We start from the raw sequence: 18459 nt of genomic DNA on the forward strand, positions 1-18459 counted from the left end.
CCGCATCGCCGGCGCAGCGGCAGAAAATCTGCTGTTGACAAGATTAGGTATACGTAATAAAATGACAACAAAGGTGATCCTTTAAGCCATTCCGGGAGAGTGGCAAGGAGACATACGGTTTGTATCGTGTTGCCTCTTGGCCTGCCCGGCAAAGAGGCACTTTTACTACCCCTTTAAAGCGGTCCTGTGAGGCCGGAAAGGGTGCGGAGCAGGCCTACGCTCCCTGGCTGGCTCACGGCCGGGGAGTTTTTTCTTGACCGCACGGGGGTTGGAAGAAGACACACGAGGAAGATTCGAAAGGGGGAAAAGCAATGAGGTGCAAGGACGTCCTTTCCCTAGACTTCTGGTCGCGTGAGGAAATAGAAGAGGTCTTAAACCACGCCTGTGAACTGAAACGCCGCCTGGCGCAAGGCGAACGTTTTTCTTTGCTCGCAGGCAAGAACGTGACACTGGCCTTCTACGAGCCGAGCACCCGCACGCGCGTATCCTTCGAGGAGGCGGCTCAGCTGGGAGGCGCGCGTACGCATACCGTGCTCGCCGCCACGAGCAGCGCAGCTAAAGGCGAAAGCTTGGTAGACACCGCGCGCACGCTGGTCGCCGCAGGTGCCGACGCCCTCGTCCTGCGCCACCCTGCGGCAGGGGCGCCGGCGCTCGTGGCCCGGCACGTACCGGTGCCCGTAATCAATGCCGGCGATGGCGCTCACTCCCACCCCACCCAGTCCCTCCTCGACGCCTTCACCCTTTGGGAAAGGCTGGGTACGCTCGACGGCCTCACAGTAACCATCATCGGGGACATCCGGTTCAGCCGGGTGGCCCGCTCGAACATCACGGCCTTCACCCGCTTAGGGGCACGGGTGCGTGTGGCGGGCCCACCCACGCTCCTTCCGCCCGGCCTTGCGGTTCTCGGCGCGGAGGTTAAGAGCAGCGCGGAGGAAGCCCTGCGCGATGCAGACGTGGTCTACCTCCTCAGAGTACAAAAGGAACGCAGCTCCGCCGCCCACCTGCCCTCTTTAGCGGAGTATTCTCGTTTCTGGGGGGTCAACGAAGAACGGCTCGCTCCGGCCGGCCCGGAAGTCCTAGTCCTTCACCCCGGCCCGGCCAACATAGGCGTGGAGGTAAGCGCCGGTGTAGCGCGGTCGCCGCAGGCGCTTTTTACTACCCAGGTAACCAACGGGGTAGTAGTGCGGCTGGCACTCCTCAATCTCCTTCTAGGGGGGGACACGTATGCCTCTCGCTCTTAAAGGCGGTCGCGTCATCGACCCGGCCGCCGGCGTCGACGAGGTGCGCACCCTGCTCGTGGAAAACGGAACGATCGTGGCCGCCGGAAGGCTGGAGCCTCCCAGCGAAGCCTGCGTCATTGATGTTTCCGGAAAGCTGGTTCTACCGGGTTTTTGCGATCTCGGCGTGCACCCGCGGCGGCTGAGCCCCGCTCGTTTGGCCCGGATCGCCGCCGCGGCGGCTCGGGGCGGGTTTGCGGCCGTCACCGTCCTGCCGGACACCGATCCTCCTCTCGATAGCCCTCTTGCCGTCTACAGCCTGCGTGGCCTGGCCCGAACGGTCACCCCGCTCAAAGTGCGGCCGGTGGGAGCCATCACCCGGGGCCTGGCCGGCGCAGAGCTGGCGGACATTGGCAGCTTGGCCGAAGCCGGGGCGGTTGCCGCTTCGGACGGCGACCGGCAGCTCTCCAGCGCGCGGCTTCTGTATCTCGCCCTCCAGTATGCAGCTTACTTCGGGTTACCCCTCTTTCTTTACCCGCAAGACGCGTCCCTGGCGCAAGGCGGCGTGGTGCGCGAAGGCCCGGAATCTACCCGCTTAGGCCTCCACGGCATTCCGGCGGCCGCCGAGGAAATCGCCGTGGCTCGGGACCTTCTCCTCGCTGAGCACTCCGGCGGGCGCGTACACTTCCTCGGCCTCTCCTCGGCAGGGAGCGTCAAACTACTCAGGCAGGCACGAGAAGAAGGTGTGGCCGCATCCGCGGCCGTCACCCCCCATCATCTCCTCCTTACGGTGGCCGACATTCCGGATTACGACACCAACTTCAAGGTGCGGCCGCCTCTGGGCACGGCGGAAGATAGGGAAGCGCTTTTGGCCGCCCTCGCCGACGGCACAATAGGGGCGGTGACAAGTGATCATACGCCGGCGAGCCCTGAGGAAAAAGAGGTGGAGTTCGAACAGGCAGCGTGGGGAGCGAGCTCCCTCGCCACCCTGTTCCCCCTTCTCTACACCTACCTGGTCCTCCCGGGCAAGATCACACTCAATACTCTCGTGGCCCGTCTCACCGGCGGACCGACCCGCATCCTGGGCCAGAAAGAGCCCACCCTCGCCCCCGGCTCGGCGGCCGACCTCACCGTGATCGATCCGGAAAAGGAGGAAGTAATCTCCGCGGCCGCCCTACCACCGGAAGAACGAAACACCCCCTTCGCCGGCCGGTGCATCCGGGGCCTACCGGTACTCACCATGGTGAACGGCCGAGTGGTGTTTGAGCGGAAAGGAGTTGAGGAGAATGCCTAAGCCTGGATACCTGGTTCTGGAAAATGGCCGCGTTTTCCCCGGGGTCCTCGTTGGACCACACCGCGGAGTTATCGGCGAGGTGGTCTTCAACACCAGCATGACCGGCTACCAAGAGATCTTGACCGATCCGTCTTACGCCGGTCAGCTTGTGGCCCTGACCTATCCCCTCATAGGCAATTACGGTACCAACCGTGAAGACATGGAATCCGACGCCGTAGGAGCTGCGGCCCTGATTACGAGCGAGCTCTGCCTGCACCCTTCTAATTGGCGCGCCGAAAAAAGCCTGGCCGCCTTTCTTGCCGAACACGGAGTTCCCGCCTTGGCCGGTGTCGACACGCGCGCCCTGACGCTGTGTCTGCGTGAGGCCGGTACCATGCGCGGCGGCATCACTTCTAAGGACCCAGAAGGCTTTCTGGAACGGGTCAGGAGCCACCCTCTGCCGTCTTCCGAGGAACTCGTCGGGCGCGTAACAGCCCGCCGACATTATACCTTGGGCACCGGGCAGATCCATGCCGTGGTCGTCGACTTTGGGGCCAAGAGAGGGATTTTGCGCGCGCTCGTCTCCCGCGGCCTACGGCTTACGGTCGTCCCGGCAGCGACTTCTGCCGAAGAAATCTTAGAGCTCAAACCGGATGGTATTGTGCTTTCCAACGGTCCCGGCGACCCGGCCGAACTCGTTACCGCAAGCAAGACAGTGCGCTCGCTAATCGGCCGGGCCCCCATCCTCGGCATCTGCCTGGGTCACCAGCTGCTGGCGCTCGCTCTGGGGGCGAGAACGTACAAGCTTAAGTTCGGGCACCGCGGTGCCAATCATCCCGTCCGCGAGCTGGCTACGGGGCGTGTTCACATAACTTCGCAAAACCATGGCTACGCCGTATCGGCAGCCGGCCTTCCTTCCCAACTGGCGATCAGCCATGTCAGCCTCCACGACGGCACGGTGGAAGGCCTGCGTTCCCAGTCGTTCCCAGCTCTCTCAGTACAGTTTCACCCGGAGGCCGGTCCCGGTCCAAAGGATACGGGCGGCATCTTCGATGAGTTTCTGGAACTTATCGCCGGCCGGAAAGGTGGTACTCTCTGTGCCTAAACAGCCGGAAATCCGCAAAGTACTGGTCCTCGGTTCCGGCCCCGTCGTCATCGGCCAGGCGGCAGAGTTCGACTACTCCGGCTCGCAGGCCTGCCGCGCTTTGCGCGAAGAGGGAATTGAGGTTGTACTCGTGAACCCCAACCCGGCCACCATCATGACCGACCCCGAAGTGGGCGGCCGGGTGTACCTGGAACCACTGCAGCCTGAGTTCGTCGCCGCCGTCATAGCCCAGGAACGGCCGGACGGCCTTCTCCCCACCCTGGGCGGACAAACCGGCCTCAACCTGGCGGTCTCGCTGGCCGAGCAGGGAGTGCTCGCGCGTTACGGCGTCCGCCTTCTGGGGACGCCGCTTGAAACCATCCGCCGGGCCGAAGACCGGGAACTCTTTAAGCGCACCATGCTGGCTCTGGGCGAGCCGGTGCCGGAGAGCCTCGCCGTATCGGACCTCGAGGCGGCCCGGGCCTTCGCCCTCCGCGTCGGTCTTCCGCTGGTGGTGCGCCCTGCCTTTACCCTCGGCGGTACAGGAGGCGGCATAGCAGCCACCCTGGAGCAACTGGAAGAAGTGGTGGGGCGAGGTCTGACCGCCTCGCCTGTGCACCAGGTGCTTCTGGAAAAGAGTCTCGGCGGCTGGAAGGAAATCGAGTTTGAAGTCTTGCGCGACGGTGCGGACAACGCGGTCGCCGTGTGTGCCATGGAAAACCTTGATCCCATGGGCGTGCATACGGGCGACAGCGTTGTCGTGGCCCCCACGCAGACTCTCCGTGACGAAGAGTACCAGCTGCTCCGCAAGGCGGCTCTTCGCATCATCCGTGCCCTGGGCATCGAGGGCGGGTGCAACGTACAGTTCGCCCTTGACCCTGCGAGTTCATCTTATTACGTAATAGAGGTCAACCCGCGGGTAAGCCGTTCCAGCGCCCTCGCTTCCAAAGCCACCGGCTACCCTATTGCCAAGGTGGCCGCCAAGATCGCCCTCGGCTGCACCTTACCTGAGCTTGCCAACTCAGTCACAGGCGTCACTTCTGCCGCCTTCGAACCTGCACTGGACTATGTGGTGGTGAAGTTCCCGAGCTGGCCTTTCGACAAGTTCCCCCTGGCCGACCGTTACCTGGGAACGCAGATGAAGGCCACCGGGGAAGCCATGGCCCTCGCGCGCACCTTCCCTGCCGCACTCCTTAAAGCCGTGCGTTCCACAGGGTTAAAGACGGCCGGGCTTGTCCTGCCCGCCCTGGCAGCTTGGAGCGAGGCCCAACTTAGGGAAGCGATCAGCCGCGCCACCGATTTCCGGCTCTTCGCCCTGGACGAAGCCCTTCGGCGCGGGCTGTCGCCGGACACACTTAGAGAATGGTCTGGCATCGACCCATGGTTTCTGGCCGAACTTTCGCGGATTGCGGAAGTGGAAAACAAGCTGAGTGCAGCCGGCCCCAAGCTCACAGCAGATCTCCTCTTTAAGGCCAAACGCCTCGGTTTCAGCGACGCCGACATCGCGCACCTAAGCCGGTGCAGAGAAGAGCAGGTTGCTGAGCTAAGGCTTCAGACCGGACTTAGGCCTGTCTATAGGACTGTAGACACCTGCGCCGCCGAGTTTCCTGCGCGGACCCCATATTACTACTCTGACTGCGCCGGAAGCGAAGATGAGGCACCCCCTCTCCCTGAGCCCGCAGCCGTCGTGCTGGGCGCCGGTCCGATACGCATCGGCCAGGGAATCGAGTTCGACTACTCGAGCGTAAAGGCAGTAGAAGCTCTGCGCGAGGAAGGTTACACCAGCATCATCATCAACAACAACCCTGAAACCGTCTCCACCGACTGCGACGTCTCCGACCGCTTGTACTTTGAACCGCTTACTCCAGAAGACGTTAAAAATGTATTGGCAAAAGAAAACCCGGCCGCCGTCTTCACCCAGTTCGGCGGCCAGGTCAGCATCAAGCTGGGAGCGGCGCTGGCTCAGGCGGGCTACCCCTTGTGCGGAAGCGGTCAGGAGACCATCGATCTGGCTGAAGACCGCCGGCGCTTCCGCGCCCTTCTCGCCGAGCTCGGCATCCCCCAGCCGGCCGGGGGCACAGCCCGTACACCGGACGAGGCACGCGCCGTGGCCGCCGCCTTAGGCTACCCCCTTCTCCTCAGGCCCTCGTACGTACTGGGGGGACAGGCCATGCAGATAGTGGAGGGCGAAGAAGAACTGGAAACGTATGCCCGCTGGGCTTTTGCCGCCTCACCTGGAGAACCGGTGCTCATTGACCGTTATCTCCCGGGTATTGAACTCGAAGTGGATGCAGTGACCGACGGCACGAATGTCCTCATCCCGGGCATCCTCCGGCATATCGAACGGGCCGGCATCCACTCGGGTGACAGCATCGCCGTTTACCCCGCCCCCGACCTTTCCGCCGCCCAGGCCGCGACCATACTCAGGTACACCGAGCTGCTCAGCCGGGGCCTTCGCGCGCGGGGCCTAATCAATGTGCAGTTTGTGCTTCACGAAGAGTGTGTCTACGTGATTGAGGCCAACCCCCGCGCCAGCCGTACCGTGCCGTTCTTGAGCAAGGTAACGGGTATTCCGTTGGTTAAGTCGGCAGTACAGGTATCCCTGGGGCGGCGTCTGGCGGAGCTCGGCTACGGCACCGGAATTGCACCGGCAAGACAGCATGTGGCCGTGAAGCTGCCCATTTTCTCCACGCACAAGCTGCCTGGAGTCGAAGCGGCATTGGGACCCGAGATGCGCTCGACCGGGGAAGTGCTCGGCCTGGGGCTCGACCTCCCCACCGCCCTCTGGCGGGGCTTCCTGGCTGCCGGTTTGAAGCTGCCCCGCGCAGGCACCGTGCTGGCGAGCATCGCCGACCGGGACAAAGAGGAAGCTCTGCCTTATCTCGCCGACCTGGCCCAACGAGGCTTTCGCCTGTCGGCGACCCAAGGCACGGCCGATTTCCTGGCGCGGCACGGAGTAACCTCCCGTAAGGTGCTCAAAATTCGGGAAGGCACACCCAACCTCCTCACCCATCTTCGTGCCGGCGAGGTCGACCTCGTCGTGAACACCACTACCCAGGGCCAAGACGCCAGACGAGACGGCTTTCTCATCCGCCGAGCAGCCATCGAAAGCGGGATCCCCTGCTTCACCTCTTTGGACACCCTGCGCGCTTATATCTTAGCCCTCGAGGCTGCGCCCGCTTCCCGGCCGGACGTCCGCGCTCTGAACGATTACCTTGCCGCCGCCGGGACCAGAGGGGCGTGAACACGGAAGATTGCAAAAACTGGCCGAGGAGTCCAGGACGGTTGATGAAGCTGCTGGTAGAAGAAACACGAGCGCCGGATTTCTTCTCACTCCTCCCCGTGGAAAAAAGGTGGTGACTAGACCATGGCGATAACGGTCAGGGAAGCGCTTACCATCGGCCCGCTGGTGCACAGCGCGGTGCTCGCCGGCTCGTCCGGGCTCGACCGTGTGATAAAGACCGTCACCGTGCTGGAAGCTCCGGACAGTTATGAATGGATAAAAGGAAATGAGTTGGCGCTGACCATCGGCTACATGTACAAAGACAAGCCTGAGCTGCTTGCCCCGCTAGTTGAAGAGCTGGCGCGAAGGGGTGCGGCCGCCCTGGGGATCAAGTTCAAGCGCTACCTATCGGACGTGCCGCAGGCCGTCCGGGAAAAGGCGGACCGGTTGGGTTTCCCGGTGCTCACCATCCCTTATGACTGCGGTTGGATTGACATCCTGAAACCGCTTTACCATTACCTGCTTGACGAGGAAACTAAGAGGCGTTATCACGCGCAGCAGGTCAACGCCCACTTCATCGAAATTCTCTTGAAAAACAAGGGCCTGACCCCCCTGCTTCAGAGCCTGAGCGAGATGATAATGTCTCCGGTAGCCGTCTTCGATGCCTACCACGAGGAGCTGGCCCGCGCCTTCCCACCCGGCCGGACGCCACGAGGTGCGCCGCCCGAAGGCCCCGGGTTAACCTATCCCATTTTCCTCCCCAAGGCCAAGGCGGGGTATTTAATCGTTTACGCGGCGGGTCCCATAACTCCGCTCGACACCGTCACCATCAACCAAGCGCTCACAGCCATCGCTCTAGAGTTCCTCAAGGAACAGGCGATCAGGGAAGTTGAAAGAAGGTACGAAAATCAATTTCTCACCGACCTTTTAAACGGCAACTTTGATTCGAAAGAAGTAGTGCTGAGACGGGCGCAGGTCTTCGGCTGGAACTTCGCCTGGGGGCACATAGCGGTTCTGGTGGAAATCGATCAGTTCAACGAATACTTGCTGGAGCACGGCAACGCCGACGTTTACCGCATGAGAAGGGACCAGCTCCTCGAGCTGGCCAAGAAAGAGTTTTCCCGCCGCCTGCCGCAGGCCGTCGTCTCCGATCACGGCAACCGGGTCCTCATTATTACCCTGGGGCCGACAGAAACTGCATCCTCCAAGCTCAAGGCCCAGGTTGCGGAAGCCGTCACCGGGCTCGTAGCCGAAGTGGCCCGCGTTTTGACCCCTTTTACCGCCTCCGCCGGGCTGAGCGCCTATTACCGGGAAATCACCGATCTTCGTTGCAGCTACACCGAGGCCAAAGAGGCGCTCGCCTTTGGGCGCGCTTTCAAGGGTCCGGGGTCGGTGACCTGTTTTGACGACCTGGGTGTCTACCGCCTGCTCTGCAACCAGTCGCGGGAACGGCTGGCCGCTTTCGCCCGGCAATACTTGGGACCCCTCCTGGAGTGCCAGGCGAAGCAAAAAGCGAACCTCCTTGAGACGCTGCGCACCTACCTCCGGCACGGGGGAAACATCAGCGCGGCCGCTGAAGCCATGTACCTGCACCGGCGGACGCTGCAGTACCGGCTGCGCAAGATACAAGGCATCTTACAGGTCGATCTGGCCGATCCCGTAAACAGGCTGAACCTATCCGTCGCTTTTATGGCTCTGGCCCTTCTCGACGGCAAGGAAGCTTAGGTAAAAACGAAAAGGTTCTACGGCTTTCAATAGGGCTGCCGGCGGACCGCGACAGCCTGCGAAGTTCATCCGGAGGTGGTCGAGAACCTCCGGCCTTTTTTATCGCAGAGGGAAATTGTTGGCTAAGTTTTTGGTCAGGGTGGTCAAAGGTAAATGCACTAAAAGATAGAACGATTACAAGCAAAGGAGGGAAACAAATGGCCCGCTTTGACTTGCTCGTCATAAATGCCCGCATTGTCGATGGCACAGGTGCCCCCTGGTACCGCGGTGAAGTGGCCGTAAAAGACGGCAAGATCGCTTATATCGGCGCACCGGGGGAAACAGCGCCGGCGGACGCTTCTAAAGTGGTCGACGCCGGCGACAAGGTGGTAAGCCCCGGGTTCATCGACATCCACGCCCATTCGGACTTCCTGCTGCTGCGTGACCCTGCCGACCTGGGTAAGCTGCGCCAGGGCGTCACAACGGAGATTGTGGGCCAGTGCGGCCTCACCCCTGCTCCGGTAAGCGAAGAGTACAAAGACCTGCTCAAGCAGTACACCAGCTTTCTGCACGCCGGGGCCGAGCTCGACTGGAGCTGGCGCAGCCTCGGGGATTACCTGAAACGGGTCGAAGACGCCCGCCTCGGAATCAACGTCGGTTTTTGCGTCGGGCACGGCAGCATCCGCCTGGCCGTCATGGGTTTCAGCAGTGCCAAAGCCGGGCCGGAAGAACTGGCGAAAATGCAGGAGCTCACGCGGGAAGCCATGGAAGACGGCGCCTTCGGCGTCTCTTCCGGACTCATCTACCCGCCCGGCATGTACTCCGACACAGAAGAGCTGATAGAGGTGTGCCGCGCAGCCGCCCCTTACGGCGCCGTCTACCTCACCCACATGCGCAATGAGTCCGATCATCTGCTCGAGGCCGTAAAAGAAGCCATCCGCATCGGCGAAGAAGCCGGCATCCCGGTGCAGATCGTACACCACAAGGCCTGCGGCCGGCAGAACTGGGGCCTTGTTCGGGAAAGCCTGCGCCTCATCGAAGAAGCCCGCGCCCGCGGCCTGGACATCACGGTAGACCAGTATCCTTACACCGCCACCAGCACTACCCTCAGCGCAATTTTGCCCCCCTGGGCGCAGGTAGGCGGCGTAGAGGCGCTTTGCGCCCGGCTGGACGACGCCGATGAGCGCGCCCGCATGCGCGAGGACATTGAACACGGCGGCGGGTGGGAAAACCAGATCGTCTCCTGCGGCGGCCTGGACGGCATCCTCATAATCTACGCGCCGGCCACCCCGGAGGTGCAGGGCAAGACCGTCGCGGCGGCGGCCGAGGAGCGAGGGGGCGACCCGCTGGAGTTCGCCTTCGATGTGATCAAAGCCAACCGCGGCGCCGCCACCGCCTGCTACTTTGCCCTCTGCGAGGATGATGTAAAGTACGTGATGCGCCATCCCTTGGTGATGGTGGGTTCTGACGGCATCCCTACGCCGCCCTCGGCTCAGCCGCACCCGCGCATGAACGGCACCTTCCCCCGCGTCCTCGGGCACTACTCGCGCGACGAAAAGGTGATGCCCCTCGAAGAGGCCGTGCGCAAAATGACCGGCTTCCCGGCCGCCCGTTTGAAACTCACAAACAAAGGCCAGATTGCGGTCGGCAAGGATGCCGACCTCGTGATATTCGACCCGGCAACCATCATCGACCGGGCCACCTACACCGACTCCCAGCTCCCGCCCGCCGGCATCGACTATGTTTTTGTGAACGGCGTCAAGGTGATAGACCACGGCGAGTACACCGGGGAACGGCCCGGGCGCCTGCTCAGACGCCGGACGAGGTAGCCGGGTCGAGATTGACCACGGAACCAAAGCAGCAGGAAGAAGCAACAGCCTAGTGCAGGGGAGGTACACAAACCGGATGAAAGACCTGGACAGCCGCAATTATGACATCCGTGATATCGAAATCGACCCCCGTTTTAAGATTGCCTACAAAGAGATGCTTCTAACATTGGGGGTCTGGTTCCTTTTCATGGTTGTTAGCCTGGTGGTGGCGTATACCTTGGGTAAAGGCCCCGTAGACCAGTACACGTACGTACTCGGGATGCCTGCGTGGTGGTTCGGTGCCGTTGTCGTATCCGCAATCTTCGCCGTGATCGTAATTTACATTTCGCAGTTTGTCTTTACCGATGTCGAACTAACAGATGAGCCGACCCAGACCCTAACAACTCGTAACCGGAACAACTAAACGGCGCACAAGGAGGTCATGAGCTAGATGGAAGTCCCCGCGCAGCTAAGGATGATCATCTTCGGCACTTTTCTTCTCTATACAGCCGTCCTCTTGGGCATAGGGGTCTACTCCCAGCGCAGCATGCAAAAGGTGGCCCTCGCCGACTACGTCGATGAGTTCTACACGGCCGGCCGAGGCATGGGCGCTTTGGTGGTAGCCATCATGATCGCCGCCGGTTTGTGCAGTGCCGGAACGTTTCTGGGCGGTCCCGGGCTCGGCTACGCCGTCGGCCTGGCCTGGGCGCTGGCTGCTTTCTCCCAGAATTTCATGAACTTCTGCGTCCTGGGGGAAGTAGGAAAAAAGATCGGTATAGTGGCCCGGCGCATCAAGGCCCAGTCTTACCTGGACATCCTCGTTTACCGCTACGAGCGTAACCCGGTTGTCGCGCTCCTAGGAGTGCTCTCGATGGTCGTTTTCATGGGAGCGTACGTCACTTCCCAGTTCGTCGGCGGTGCCCGCCTGTTCGAAAGCATGACCGGCTTCCCCTACTGGCTCGGCCTCGTCCTCTTTTCGGTAGTCGTGCTCATCTATGCTGCCTTCGGCGGCATGAAGGGCGTTTCGCTCGCGGTGATCGTCCAAGGCCTGGTCATGACCATCGCCGTACTCGTCCTTTTCTTCGCCGCCATGGGAAGGCTTATGCCGCTCGAACCTGCCATTCGCAGGATCGGGCAGCTCGATCCTAAGCTGATTTCGCCCTGGACCTGGAAACCTGAGTATGAGTTCTCCATGTGGGTTGTGTTCGGACTCGTTACCCTCGGTCTTCCGCACGGCGTGCTGCCCGCCTTAACCTACAAGAATACCAAGGCCATGCGCAGCGCCATCGTCCTCGGGACCGTCTTTGTGGTTCTCTGGACGCTGATGCTCATTTGGATGGGCAACCTCACCCGTGCCCTCATCCCCAACCTCAAAGTACCGGACCACGCCATTCCCAGCCTGGCCATGACGGTGCTGCCGCCCTGGCTTACCGGCGTCGTCCTCGCCGGAGTGGCGGGAGCCATTCAATCGACGGTCGGCGCCATGATCCTCGTAATAAGCGCCGCGATCGTGCGCGACGCCTACCTCGCCTTCATCAACCCCAAGGCGACCGCCCGGCAGCTGAAGTCCGTGACCCAAATCACCACGGTCGCCATCTGCGCTGTAGTCTTCCTGGCGGCCCTCAACCCGCCCAAGGCCCTCGAGTGGGTCATCGTCTTCGCCATCGGCGGCCTGGCCTCCAGCTACTTCTTCCCCATGCTGCTCGGCCTCTACTGGTGGCGGGCCAATGAGTACGGCGCCGTCGCCGGGATGGTGGGCGGTCTTGTTACTTATATGTTGATTAAAGGTAAGATCTTGCCCGCTCTGGCCTTCGGGATGGACCCCATCGTGACCTCCCTCGCCGTGTCTGGTCTTCTCGTTGTGGTCGTCAGCCTGCTCACGCCGCAACCGAGCAAACGCGTCGTCCTGACCTACTTCGGCAAAGGCGTACCGGAAGAAAGGTAAAAAGTTGCCGAGGGGCCTGCGGAAAGAGGTCCATCGGTTCAGGCAAAGGAGGACTAAACATGCTGGATCTGCTCCTTAAGAACGCGCGCATTGTGGACGGTACGGGCGGACCCTGGTTTCACGGGAACATCGGCATCCAGGAAGGCAAAATCGTGTACGTGGGCCCTGAGTCCCCGCCTGCGCGCCGAAGCATCGACGTGCAGGAAAAGGTGGTGGCGCCGGGGTTCATCGACATCCACAGCCATTCCGACTTCGTTTACTTCAGTGACCCGGCAAACACGCCGAAGCTCTTGCAGGGCGTCACCACGGAAGTGAACGGCAACTGCGGCTTATCGGCAGCTCCGGTCTCGGAAAAATACCTGGACGAACTGCGCCGCTACACCGGGTTCGTCCAGGCCGGACAGAGCTGCAGCTGGCACTGGCGCAGCTTCGGGGACTACCTTAGCGAGCTCGAAAAACTGCCCCTCGCGCTCAACGTGGCCGCCTGCGTCGGCCAGGGCAGCGTAAGGATTGCGGTCATGGGCTTCGCCGACCGCACCCCGACGCCGGAAGAGCTGGCCCGAATGCAGGAGCTGGTCGCCGAAAGTATGGACTGCGGCGCCTTCGGCGTGAGTACGGGCCTCATCTACCCGCCGGGCGTTTACTGCTCCACCGAAGAGCTCATCGAGGTGTGTAGGCCGGCGGCGGCCCGGGGCGGGATATACTTCACCCACATGCGCAACGAGTCCAACCGGCAGCTCGCTGCCCTGCAAGAAGCGCTGCGCATCGGGCGGGAAGCGGGCATGCCTGTTCAGATAGCCCACCACAAGGTAGGCGGCAAACCCAACTGGGGGCAGTCGCGGGAAACGCTGGCCCTCATTGAGAAGGCGCGGGCTGAGGGACAAGACGTAACCTTGGACCAGTACCCGTACACCGCCGGCAGCACCACGTTGAGCGCGGTTCTGCCGCCCTGGGCTCAGGCGGGCGGAGTGCAGGCGCTGCTCGAGCGGCTGCGCGACGAAGGCACCCGGCTCAAGATCAAAGACGCCATCGCCCACGAGAGCAACTGGGAGAACCTGGTCCTCTTCAGCGGCGGCTGGGACGGCGTTCTCATTACCTCGGCACCCAAAACGCCGGAGTACGAAGGCAAGACCGTGCTTGAAGCCGCCGAGCTCGCAGGGAAGGCGCCGGACGACCTGGCCTTGGATATCGTCCTCGCCAACGAGGGCAGCGCCGCCTGCTGCGTTTTCATGATGCACGAGGACGATGTCAAAAACATCATGCGCCACCCGGCGGTGATGGTCGGCTCCGATGGAATTCCGGCGCCTCCGGGAGCCAAGGCTCACCCGCGCATGGCCGGTACCTTCCCGCGTATTTTGGGCCACTACGTGCGCGAAGAAAAAGTCCTGACCCTTGAAGAGGCCGTGCGCAAAATGACCGCCCTGCCCGCCAGGCGGCTCGGCCTTTTCCAAAAGGGCCTCATCCAACCGGGCGGCGACGCCGACCTGGTCGTCTTCGATCCGGAGACCGTAGGCGACTGCGCCACCTACCAGGAGCCTACGGCGGCACCTACCGGTATCGAATATGTCTTCGTCGGCGGTACCTTGGTGCTGGACCACGGCCGGCCGACCGGCGCCCATCCGGGTAGAGTCCTGCGCCATCGGAGGTAGCGGCTATGTTCGACATTGTGATCCGGCACGGCAAGATCGTCGACGGCAGCGGGAACCCCTGGTTCTACGGCGACGTGGCCGTAGAGAACGGGCGCATCGTCCAGGTGGGCCGGGCAGACGGCCCGGCCCGCGCGGTGTTCGAGGCCGACGGGCTCGTGGTCGCCCCGGGCTTTATCGACAGCCACTCGCACGCGGACTTCGTCTGCGCCGCCGTCCCCGCTGCCGAAAGTAAAATCATGCAAGGGGTCACCACGGAGGTGGTGGGGCAGTGCGGCCTCGCCCAGGCTCCGGTAAACCCGAAGACTCTGGCCGATCTCCAAGCCTACCTCGCCCCGTTCATCCCCAAGGGAGTGGAACCGGACTGGTCGTGGCAGAGCCTGGATGATTATTTGAGCCGCATCGAAAGGCAGGGCAACAGCACCAACCTCGCCTTCCTGGTCGGCCACGGGACCCTGCGCCTGGCGGTGATGGGGTTCGAAGACCGGGAGCCGACGGCGGCCGAGCTGGAGAAGATGAAGGCCCTCTTGGCCGAAAGCATGGCCGCGGGCGCTTTTGGCCTCTCCACCGGCCTGATCTACCCGCCCGGCTGCTTCGCCGAGACGGAAGAACTCGTCGAACTTGCCCGCGCGGCCGCAGCCGCCGGCGGGGTGTACACCAGCCACATCCGCAACGAAGGCGATCGGCTCGTGCCGGCGGTAGAAGAAGCCATCCGCATCGGCGAGGCGGCGAACATCCCCGTCTGCATTTCACACCACAAGGCAGCCGGCCGCGCCAACTGGGGTAAAACAAAAAAGACCCTGGCGAATACGACACGAACCGAGCAGCAGTAGCGGCTGGCCGCGCCTCTCTCTCACCATACGTACCGTTCGTTATACGGGCGGTTCACCGAGCCTCACGAATGTTTCGCTGGTGCTCGGTTAAACTCATAAGGCCCTGGGCTTCCCAATGGAGGTTGCCCAGGGCCTATTTATCGGCAGGTGAGCCGTTCGCCGGCGGCCCCTGCGGGCTTGGGGAAGTTTCGATGCATCTTCGTTCCCTCAGGCGCCTGCGGGCAGAAGCATCACCCTATGAAGCCATCGGCGCGGATAAGGAAGGAATGAAGTCGACCGCCGGCTTTAAAGGCAAGAAGCGGCGGTGCGGAACCTAGTTTCAACAATGTTATGTAAATACCGGGCCGCCCCGGCAGCCAAATCCGGGTCAAACTGCGTCCCGGCGTTTCTTTCGATTTCTGCGAGCGCCTCTTCCCAACTCAGGCGCGGCCTGTAAGGGCGATTTGATATCATGGCATCCAATGCATCCGCCACCGCCAGCACTCGAGCTCCTACAGGAATGTCAGCTCCTGCAAGTCCAAAATAGCCTTTGCCGTCCCAGCGCTCATGGTGATAAAGGATCGAACCGATGATTCCCGCAGGGGTTTCGGGGTCCATCTGCCGGACGATGGCAACGCCCAGGGGAGGGTGCCGCCTGATTGCCAGCCACTCGTCAGGCGTTAAAGGGCCGGATTTTGACAGAAGACCCTGTTCAAGTTTTATTTTGCCGATGTCGTGAAGAAGAGCAGCCGTGTACAGCTCCTCCCGTCGCACATCCAAGACGCCTGGTGGGAGCAACTCCACCAACATTAAGGTCAAGTTCGCTGTGTTCAGGGAATGGCGCCATAAGCCCGCTCCGCTGTTTTTCAGCTTGGTCGCCAAGGCCAAGAGAGCTTCCCGCTTCATCGGCGCCACTCCCTGAAGATTATTTACGCACTATCTCATGGGTGGTTTCATTAATGTAAAACAAGCTGGATGAAACTTGTTCCTGGAGGCGCAGGCTCCTGTTTCCGAAGCGTATCTGTATGCCTGGATAGGCTTTGGCGACATAGATAGAACCTTCCGCCGTCGTTTCAAGGACTACCTCTTCTTCAGAGAACGGTGAGCCGACTTCACCCAGGATGCGGATGTCACCGCGCGCATGGATCCAGCTGCGCCTTACTGTACCCTTAATTGTAACCTCTCTGCCTGCGTTGATCCGGCAGTCAAAACATCCTTTGTCATCGGTCACAGTAATGGAGGAGGCTGCTTTAAGGTTGCTTCCCCACGCCCACCGGAGGGCCAGATCGGCCTCGTCGCGGCGTGTCGCGAGGAGTTTTTCTTCCACCTTCTTTAAGTTGTGGCCTATCGAACGTAAATCTTCTTGCGGGAAAATGCGATGTCGTTTAAAGAAGGTGATTGCCGTTACAGACTGGGCGGTAATCACGGCTATTTCGTCGAAGTAACGCTCGTCTAGTTCCTGGTAAGTCCGGGCAAGATCGAAGATGTAAAGCTGCCAAAGTTTGAGCTGGCCTTCGTCAAGGGAATTCCGTTCCGTGGCCTGTTGCCAGATGGAGCTTAGCGGCCTTATCAGCGCCAAAGCTTCTGTCGCGAACCAACTCAGACGCCCGGCACAGGCCTGTGAACTTATTAAACACCCGTCTACGTCGATCCCGGCGTTTCCCAACAGAAAGGCATTGGAGGCATTGCCTTTCACTACCAACTTACCGCCCGCTTCTACCTTGGCGCGCTGCTCGATGTTCCCCAGGACCAAGACGTCCCCGGTGAAGGTCAGATTGCCGGTGTGCAAGTCAACATCTCCAGCATGAACGTAGATGTCCATTATTCCAATCTCAATGCCGCCGTGCGTCACGCGCCTCACCGGGCGCCCGTACTTCTGCGCTACTATGCTCTTGCCGTCTGGACCCAAGATCACTTCGTTTTCACGCAAAACGTATGCGGCTTCCTTAACCGGCTCACTGGGGAGAACCACTCCTTTGACCGTTATCCCGCTTTTGCCGACAACCGCCGGTTCCACACACGCGATTACCTCACCCGGCTGGACTGTCGGCAGCTGGCACTTCTCCCAGTAATTAACCTTTGCTGCTTCGCCGTGTTCGATACGGGTCAGCGTCAGGGGCTTCACAAAGCGAACCCGGCCATTCTTCCCGGGCTGCGGTCGGACGCCGCGGGCCACGAGCGTAGGTTCACCATCGGCGGCGAGGACCGCCCGTTGAATGGCCACTTCGTCTATGCCACAGGTTATCCGCTTTTCCTGAAGCGCTTTCATAACTTCAGTAAAAGTCACCGTGTTTCTCTTTTCGACCCGCCGCTCACATCTGGCTATTAAATAGTAGGTGGGAGCCTGGTCCAGCAGGTGATAAGTAACTACTTCCTCTGGAAACACCTTGAGCGTTACGCTCATATCATCCGGCGACACATCCAGTGCGAATCCGCCTTCCCTTTTCCTGGGGGAAGGAACCTGGAGCTCGATTGAGTTGCCGGCCCTTACGGGCGTCGGCCCCCACACCTCTACCCCATTGACTTTCACCGTAACCCCTTCGCCCGGGACTATTACGGCAGGCTTACCTCCTGCGATCGGATCAACAACGGAGACCTCCCCCTTTTGTATGCCCGCCAGTCCGTCTCTCGGCGCCCCGACCCCCTGTTCGTCCTCCGGCCGGCGCCGGGGATTCCAAGATATGCGGTACAGGCCCGGGAGCACAGGGATGCCAAACCAAGAATTGGGCGGCCTCACCATCGTCAGCCGGAGGGCAGCCCTGTCTTTTTTCAAGCGCCGTTCAACGGCGCGCAAGGCCTCTTCCTTCGAATACGCCCGGACAAGCATGCTGTTCTCCGATGAAGGCATTTGGATCCCACCCCCGGCGGCTTTCCGAAGTTGGCACCTCGAGTTGCAGCACACGTTCCACGAGCGACCGGTATTTGTATCCCGGCCTGATGCCGCGCAGCATCTCGCAAAACCTGTTTTCCGGGATTCCGTAGCGCGTGCAGAACTCGCGTTGGGACCAACCTCTTTCGAGCAACGCTTTTTTTACAGCCAAGCCGAAGTAAGTTATTTTGCCCATGGCATAAATCTCCATTGGTAGTACAATAGGAATGATGGATTACCAGGTTGGGTCCATTGTACTGCGTGACTTTGGTACCAGTCAAGCTTGATATGGCGTGATCTTGGTACATCCCTCCTGGTTTTCCTTCTCTTTCCTAACCTTTAGCCTAGAAATCTGGTTAATTCAACACGATTTTGCGTTGGAGGTCGAAATATGGAGACTATTGGGCAGCGATTGCGGGCGCTTCGTCTTAGGCTGGGCCTCTCGCAGTATCAGGTCGCCACCGCCACCGGTATTACCAGAGGAAACATCTGCAACTACGAACTCGACAAGTTTGCACCTACGGCCGAGACGCTCATTCGGTTGGCGGCCTTCTTCGGTGTTTCCATTGACTGGTTGCTCACAGGGAACGTCAGTTGCTCGCTTGCCACTCAGGAAAAGGAGCAGTTCCTTCTTGAGCAATTTCGTTCCCTTCCACCCGATCTGCAGAATGAGGTCCTTGACTTTGTCGCGTTCCTGCAGAGTAGAAGGGCGGCCCAAGACGAGAATGACCTTTAATGTGGAATTTATTCCACAGCATTCCATCGCCGAATTTACCATCAAGCCGAGGGTGGATAGGATAGAGAGGCAAAAAAGTAGCGGGAAACATCGCCTGCCTTGCAGGGATCTCCCGCTTCTTTGACTTTGGTATTGAAAAATA

Annotated in this window: 14 protein-coding genes; 11 read left to right on the forward strand and 3 right to left on the reverse strand. The window is 61.0% G+C overall.

The features are described 5' to 3' along the window. The first annotated feature begins 311 nt into the window (after window positions 1-311). The 10 genes from K5554_RS09770 to K5554_RS09815 all read left to right on the forward strand — a co-directional run bounded on the left by K5554_RS09770 (window position 312) and on the right by K5554_RS09815 (window position 14733). On the forward strand, window positions 312-1241 hold the full coding sequence (locus K5554_RS09770) for an aspartate carbamoyltransferase catalytic subunit (RefSeq protein WP_221038300.1): 930 nt from the start codon (window positions 312-314) through the stop codon (window positions 1239-1241). Continuing rightward, window positions 1225-2511, forward strand: coding sequence for a dihydroorotase (locus tag K5554_RS09775; protein ID WP_221038301.1), 1287 nt, complete (start codon window positions 1225-1227; stop codon window positions 2509-2511). Before K5554_RS09770 ends, K5554_RS09775 begins: the two co-directional genes overlap by 17 nt. Then, on the forward strand, window positions 2504-3595 hold the full coding sequence (gene carA / locus K5554_RS09780; RefSeq protein ID WP_221038302.1) for a glutamine-hydrolyzing carbamoyl-phosphate synthase small subunit: 1092 nt from the start codon (window positions 2504-2506) through the stop codon (window positions 3593-3595). The genes K5554_RS09775 and carA overlap by 8 nt, the downstream gene beginning before the upstream one ends. Next, window positions 3588-6818, forward strand: coding sequence for a carbamoyl-phosphate synthase large subunit (gene carB, locus K5554_RS09785; RefSeq protein WP_221038303.1), 3231 nt, complete (start codon window positions 3588-3590; stop codon window positions 6816-6818). Before carA ends, carB begins: the two co-directional genes overlap by 8 nt. A gap of 123 nt (window positions 6819-6941) precedes the next feature. After that, entirely contained in the window at window positions 6942-8522 is a 1581-nt protein-coding gene (locus tag K5554_RS09790) for a PucR family transcriptional regulator (protein WP_221038304.1), read from the forward strand. A 197-nt stretch (window positions 8523-8719) separates the two neighbouring features. Further along, window positions 8720-10330: an amidohydrolase family protein gene (locus K5554_RS09795; protein WP_221038305.1), complete on the forward strand. Its 1611-nt coding sequence runs from the start codon at window positions 8720-8722 to the stop codon at window positions 10328-10330. Window positions 10331-10406: 76 nt separating this feature from the next. Continuing rightward, complete coding sequence (locus K5554_RS09800; RefSeq protein ID WP_221038306.1) at window positions 10407-10733, forward strand: YhdT family protein; 327 nt, start codon at window positions 10407-10409, stop codon at window positions 10731-10733. A gap of 27 nt (window positions 10734-10760) precedes the next feature. Continuing rightward, entirely contained in the window at window positions 10761-12254 is a 1494-nt protein-coding gene (panF, locus tag K5554_RS09805; RefSeq protein ID WP_221038307.1) for a sodium/pantothenate symporter, read from the forward strand. 59 nt (window positions 12255-12313) lie between these two features. Beyond that, entirely contained in the window at window positions 12314-13903 is a 1590-nt protein-coding gene (locus tag K5554_RS09810; RefSeq protein WP_221038308.1) for an amidohydrolase family protein, read from the forward strand. 5 nt (window positions 13904-13908) lie between these two features. Further along, on the forward strand, window positions 13909-14733 hold the full coding sequence (locus K5554_RS09815) for an amidohydrolase family protein (RefSeq protein WP_221038309.1): 825 nt from the start codon (window positions 13909-13911) through the stop codon (window positions 14731-14733). Between the two features lie 285 nt (window positions 14734-15018). Here the strand turns inward: K5554_RS09815 and K5554_RS09820 are convergent, their stop codons facing one another. The 3 genes from K5554_RS09820 to K5554_RS09830 all read right to left on the reverse strand — a co-directional run bounded on the left by K5554_RS09820 (window position 15019) and on the right by K5554_RS09830 (window position 17777). Then, window positions 15019-15594: an HD-GYP domain-containing protein gene (locus tag K5554_RS09820; protein WP_221038310.1), complete on the reverse strand. Its 576-nt coding sequence runs from the start codon at window positions 15592-15594 to the stop codon at window positions 15019-15021. A 43-nt stretch (window positions 15595-15637) separates the two neighbouring features. Continuing rightward, window positions 15638-17242 (reverse strand): FapA family protein, encoded by a 1605-nt coding sequence (locus tag K5554_RS09825; protein ID WP_221038311.1) that lies wholly within the window; start codon window positions 17240-17242, stop codon window positions 15638-15640. 250 nt (window positions 17243-17492) lie between these two features. Further along, window positions 17493-17777, reverse strand: coding sequence for a hypothetical protein (locus K5554_RS09830; RefSeq protein WP_221038312.1), 285 nt, complete (start codon window positions 17775-17777; stop codon window positions 17493-17495). A gap of 195 nt (window positions 17778-17972) precedes the next feature. Between K5554_RS09830 and K5554_RS09835 the strand changes: the two genes are divergently transcribed. After that, entirely contained in the window at window positions 17973-18317 is a 345-nt protein-coding gene (locus tag K5554_RS09835; RefSeq protein WP_221040587.1) for a helix-turn-helix domain-containing protein, read from the forward strand. The last annotated feature ends 142 nt before the right edge of the window (window positions 18318-18459 follow it).

The organism is Gelria sp. Kuro-4, assembly GCF_019668485.1.
Lineage (GTDB): Bacteria > Bacillota > DTU030 > DUMP01 > DUMP01 > DUMP01.

What these genes read in the sequence shown, in the direction of transcription:
- K5554_RS09810 (WP_221038308.1), top strand. Translation starts at nt 12,314, where the DNA reads ATGCTGGATCTGCTCCTTAAGAACGCGCGCATTGTGGACGGTACGGGC.
- K5554_RS09830 (WP_221038312.1), bottom strand. Translation starts at nt 17,777, where the DNA reads ATGGGCAAAATAACTTACTTCGGCTTGGCTGTAAAAAAAGCGTTGCTC.
- K5554_RS09800 (WP_221038306.1), top strand. Translation starts at nt 10,407, where the DNA reads ATGAAAGACCTGGACAGCCGCAATTATGACATCCGTGATATCGAAATC.
- carA (WP_221038302.1), top strand. Translation starts at nt 2,504, where the DNA reads ATGCCTAAGCCTGGATACCTGGTTCTGGAAAATGGCCGCGTTTTCCCC.
- K5554_RS09770 (WP_221038300.1), top strand. Translation starts at nt 312, where the DNA reads ATGAGGTGCAAGGACGTCCTTTCCCTAGACTTCTGGTCGCGTGAGGAA.
- panF (WP_221038307.1), top strand. Translation starts at nt 10,761, where the DNA reads ATGGAAGTCCCCGCGCAGCTAAGGATGATCATCTTCGGCACTTTTCTT.
- K5554_RS09795 (WP_221038305.1), top strand. Translation starts at nt 8,720, where the DNA reads ATGGCCCGCTTTGACTTGCTCGTCATAAATGCCCGCATTGTCGATGGC.
- K5554_RS09775 (WP_221038301.1), top strand. Translation starts at nt 1,225, where the DNA reads ATGCCTCTCGCTCTTAAAGGCGGTCGCGTCATCGACCCGGCCGCCGGC.
- K5554_RS09835 (WP_221040587.1), top strand. Translation starts at nt 17,973, where the DNA reads ATGGAGACTATTGGGCAGCGATTGCGGGCGCTTCGTCTTAGGCTGGGC.
- K5554_RS09815 (WP_221038309.1), top strand. Translation starts at nt 13,909, where the DNA reads ATGTTCGACATTGTGATCCGGCACGGCAAGATCGTCGACGGCAGCGGG.
- K5554_RS09790 (WP_221038304.1), top strand. Translation starts at nt 6,942, where the DNA reads ATGGCGATAACGGTCAGGGAAGCGCTTACCATCGGCCCGCTGGTGCAC.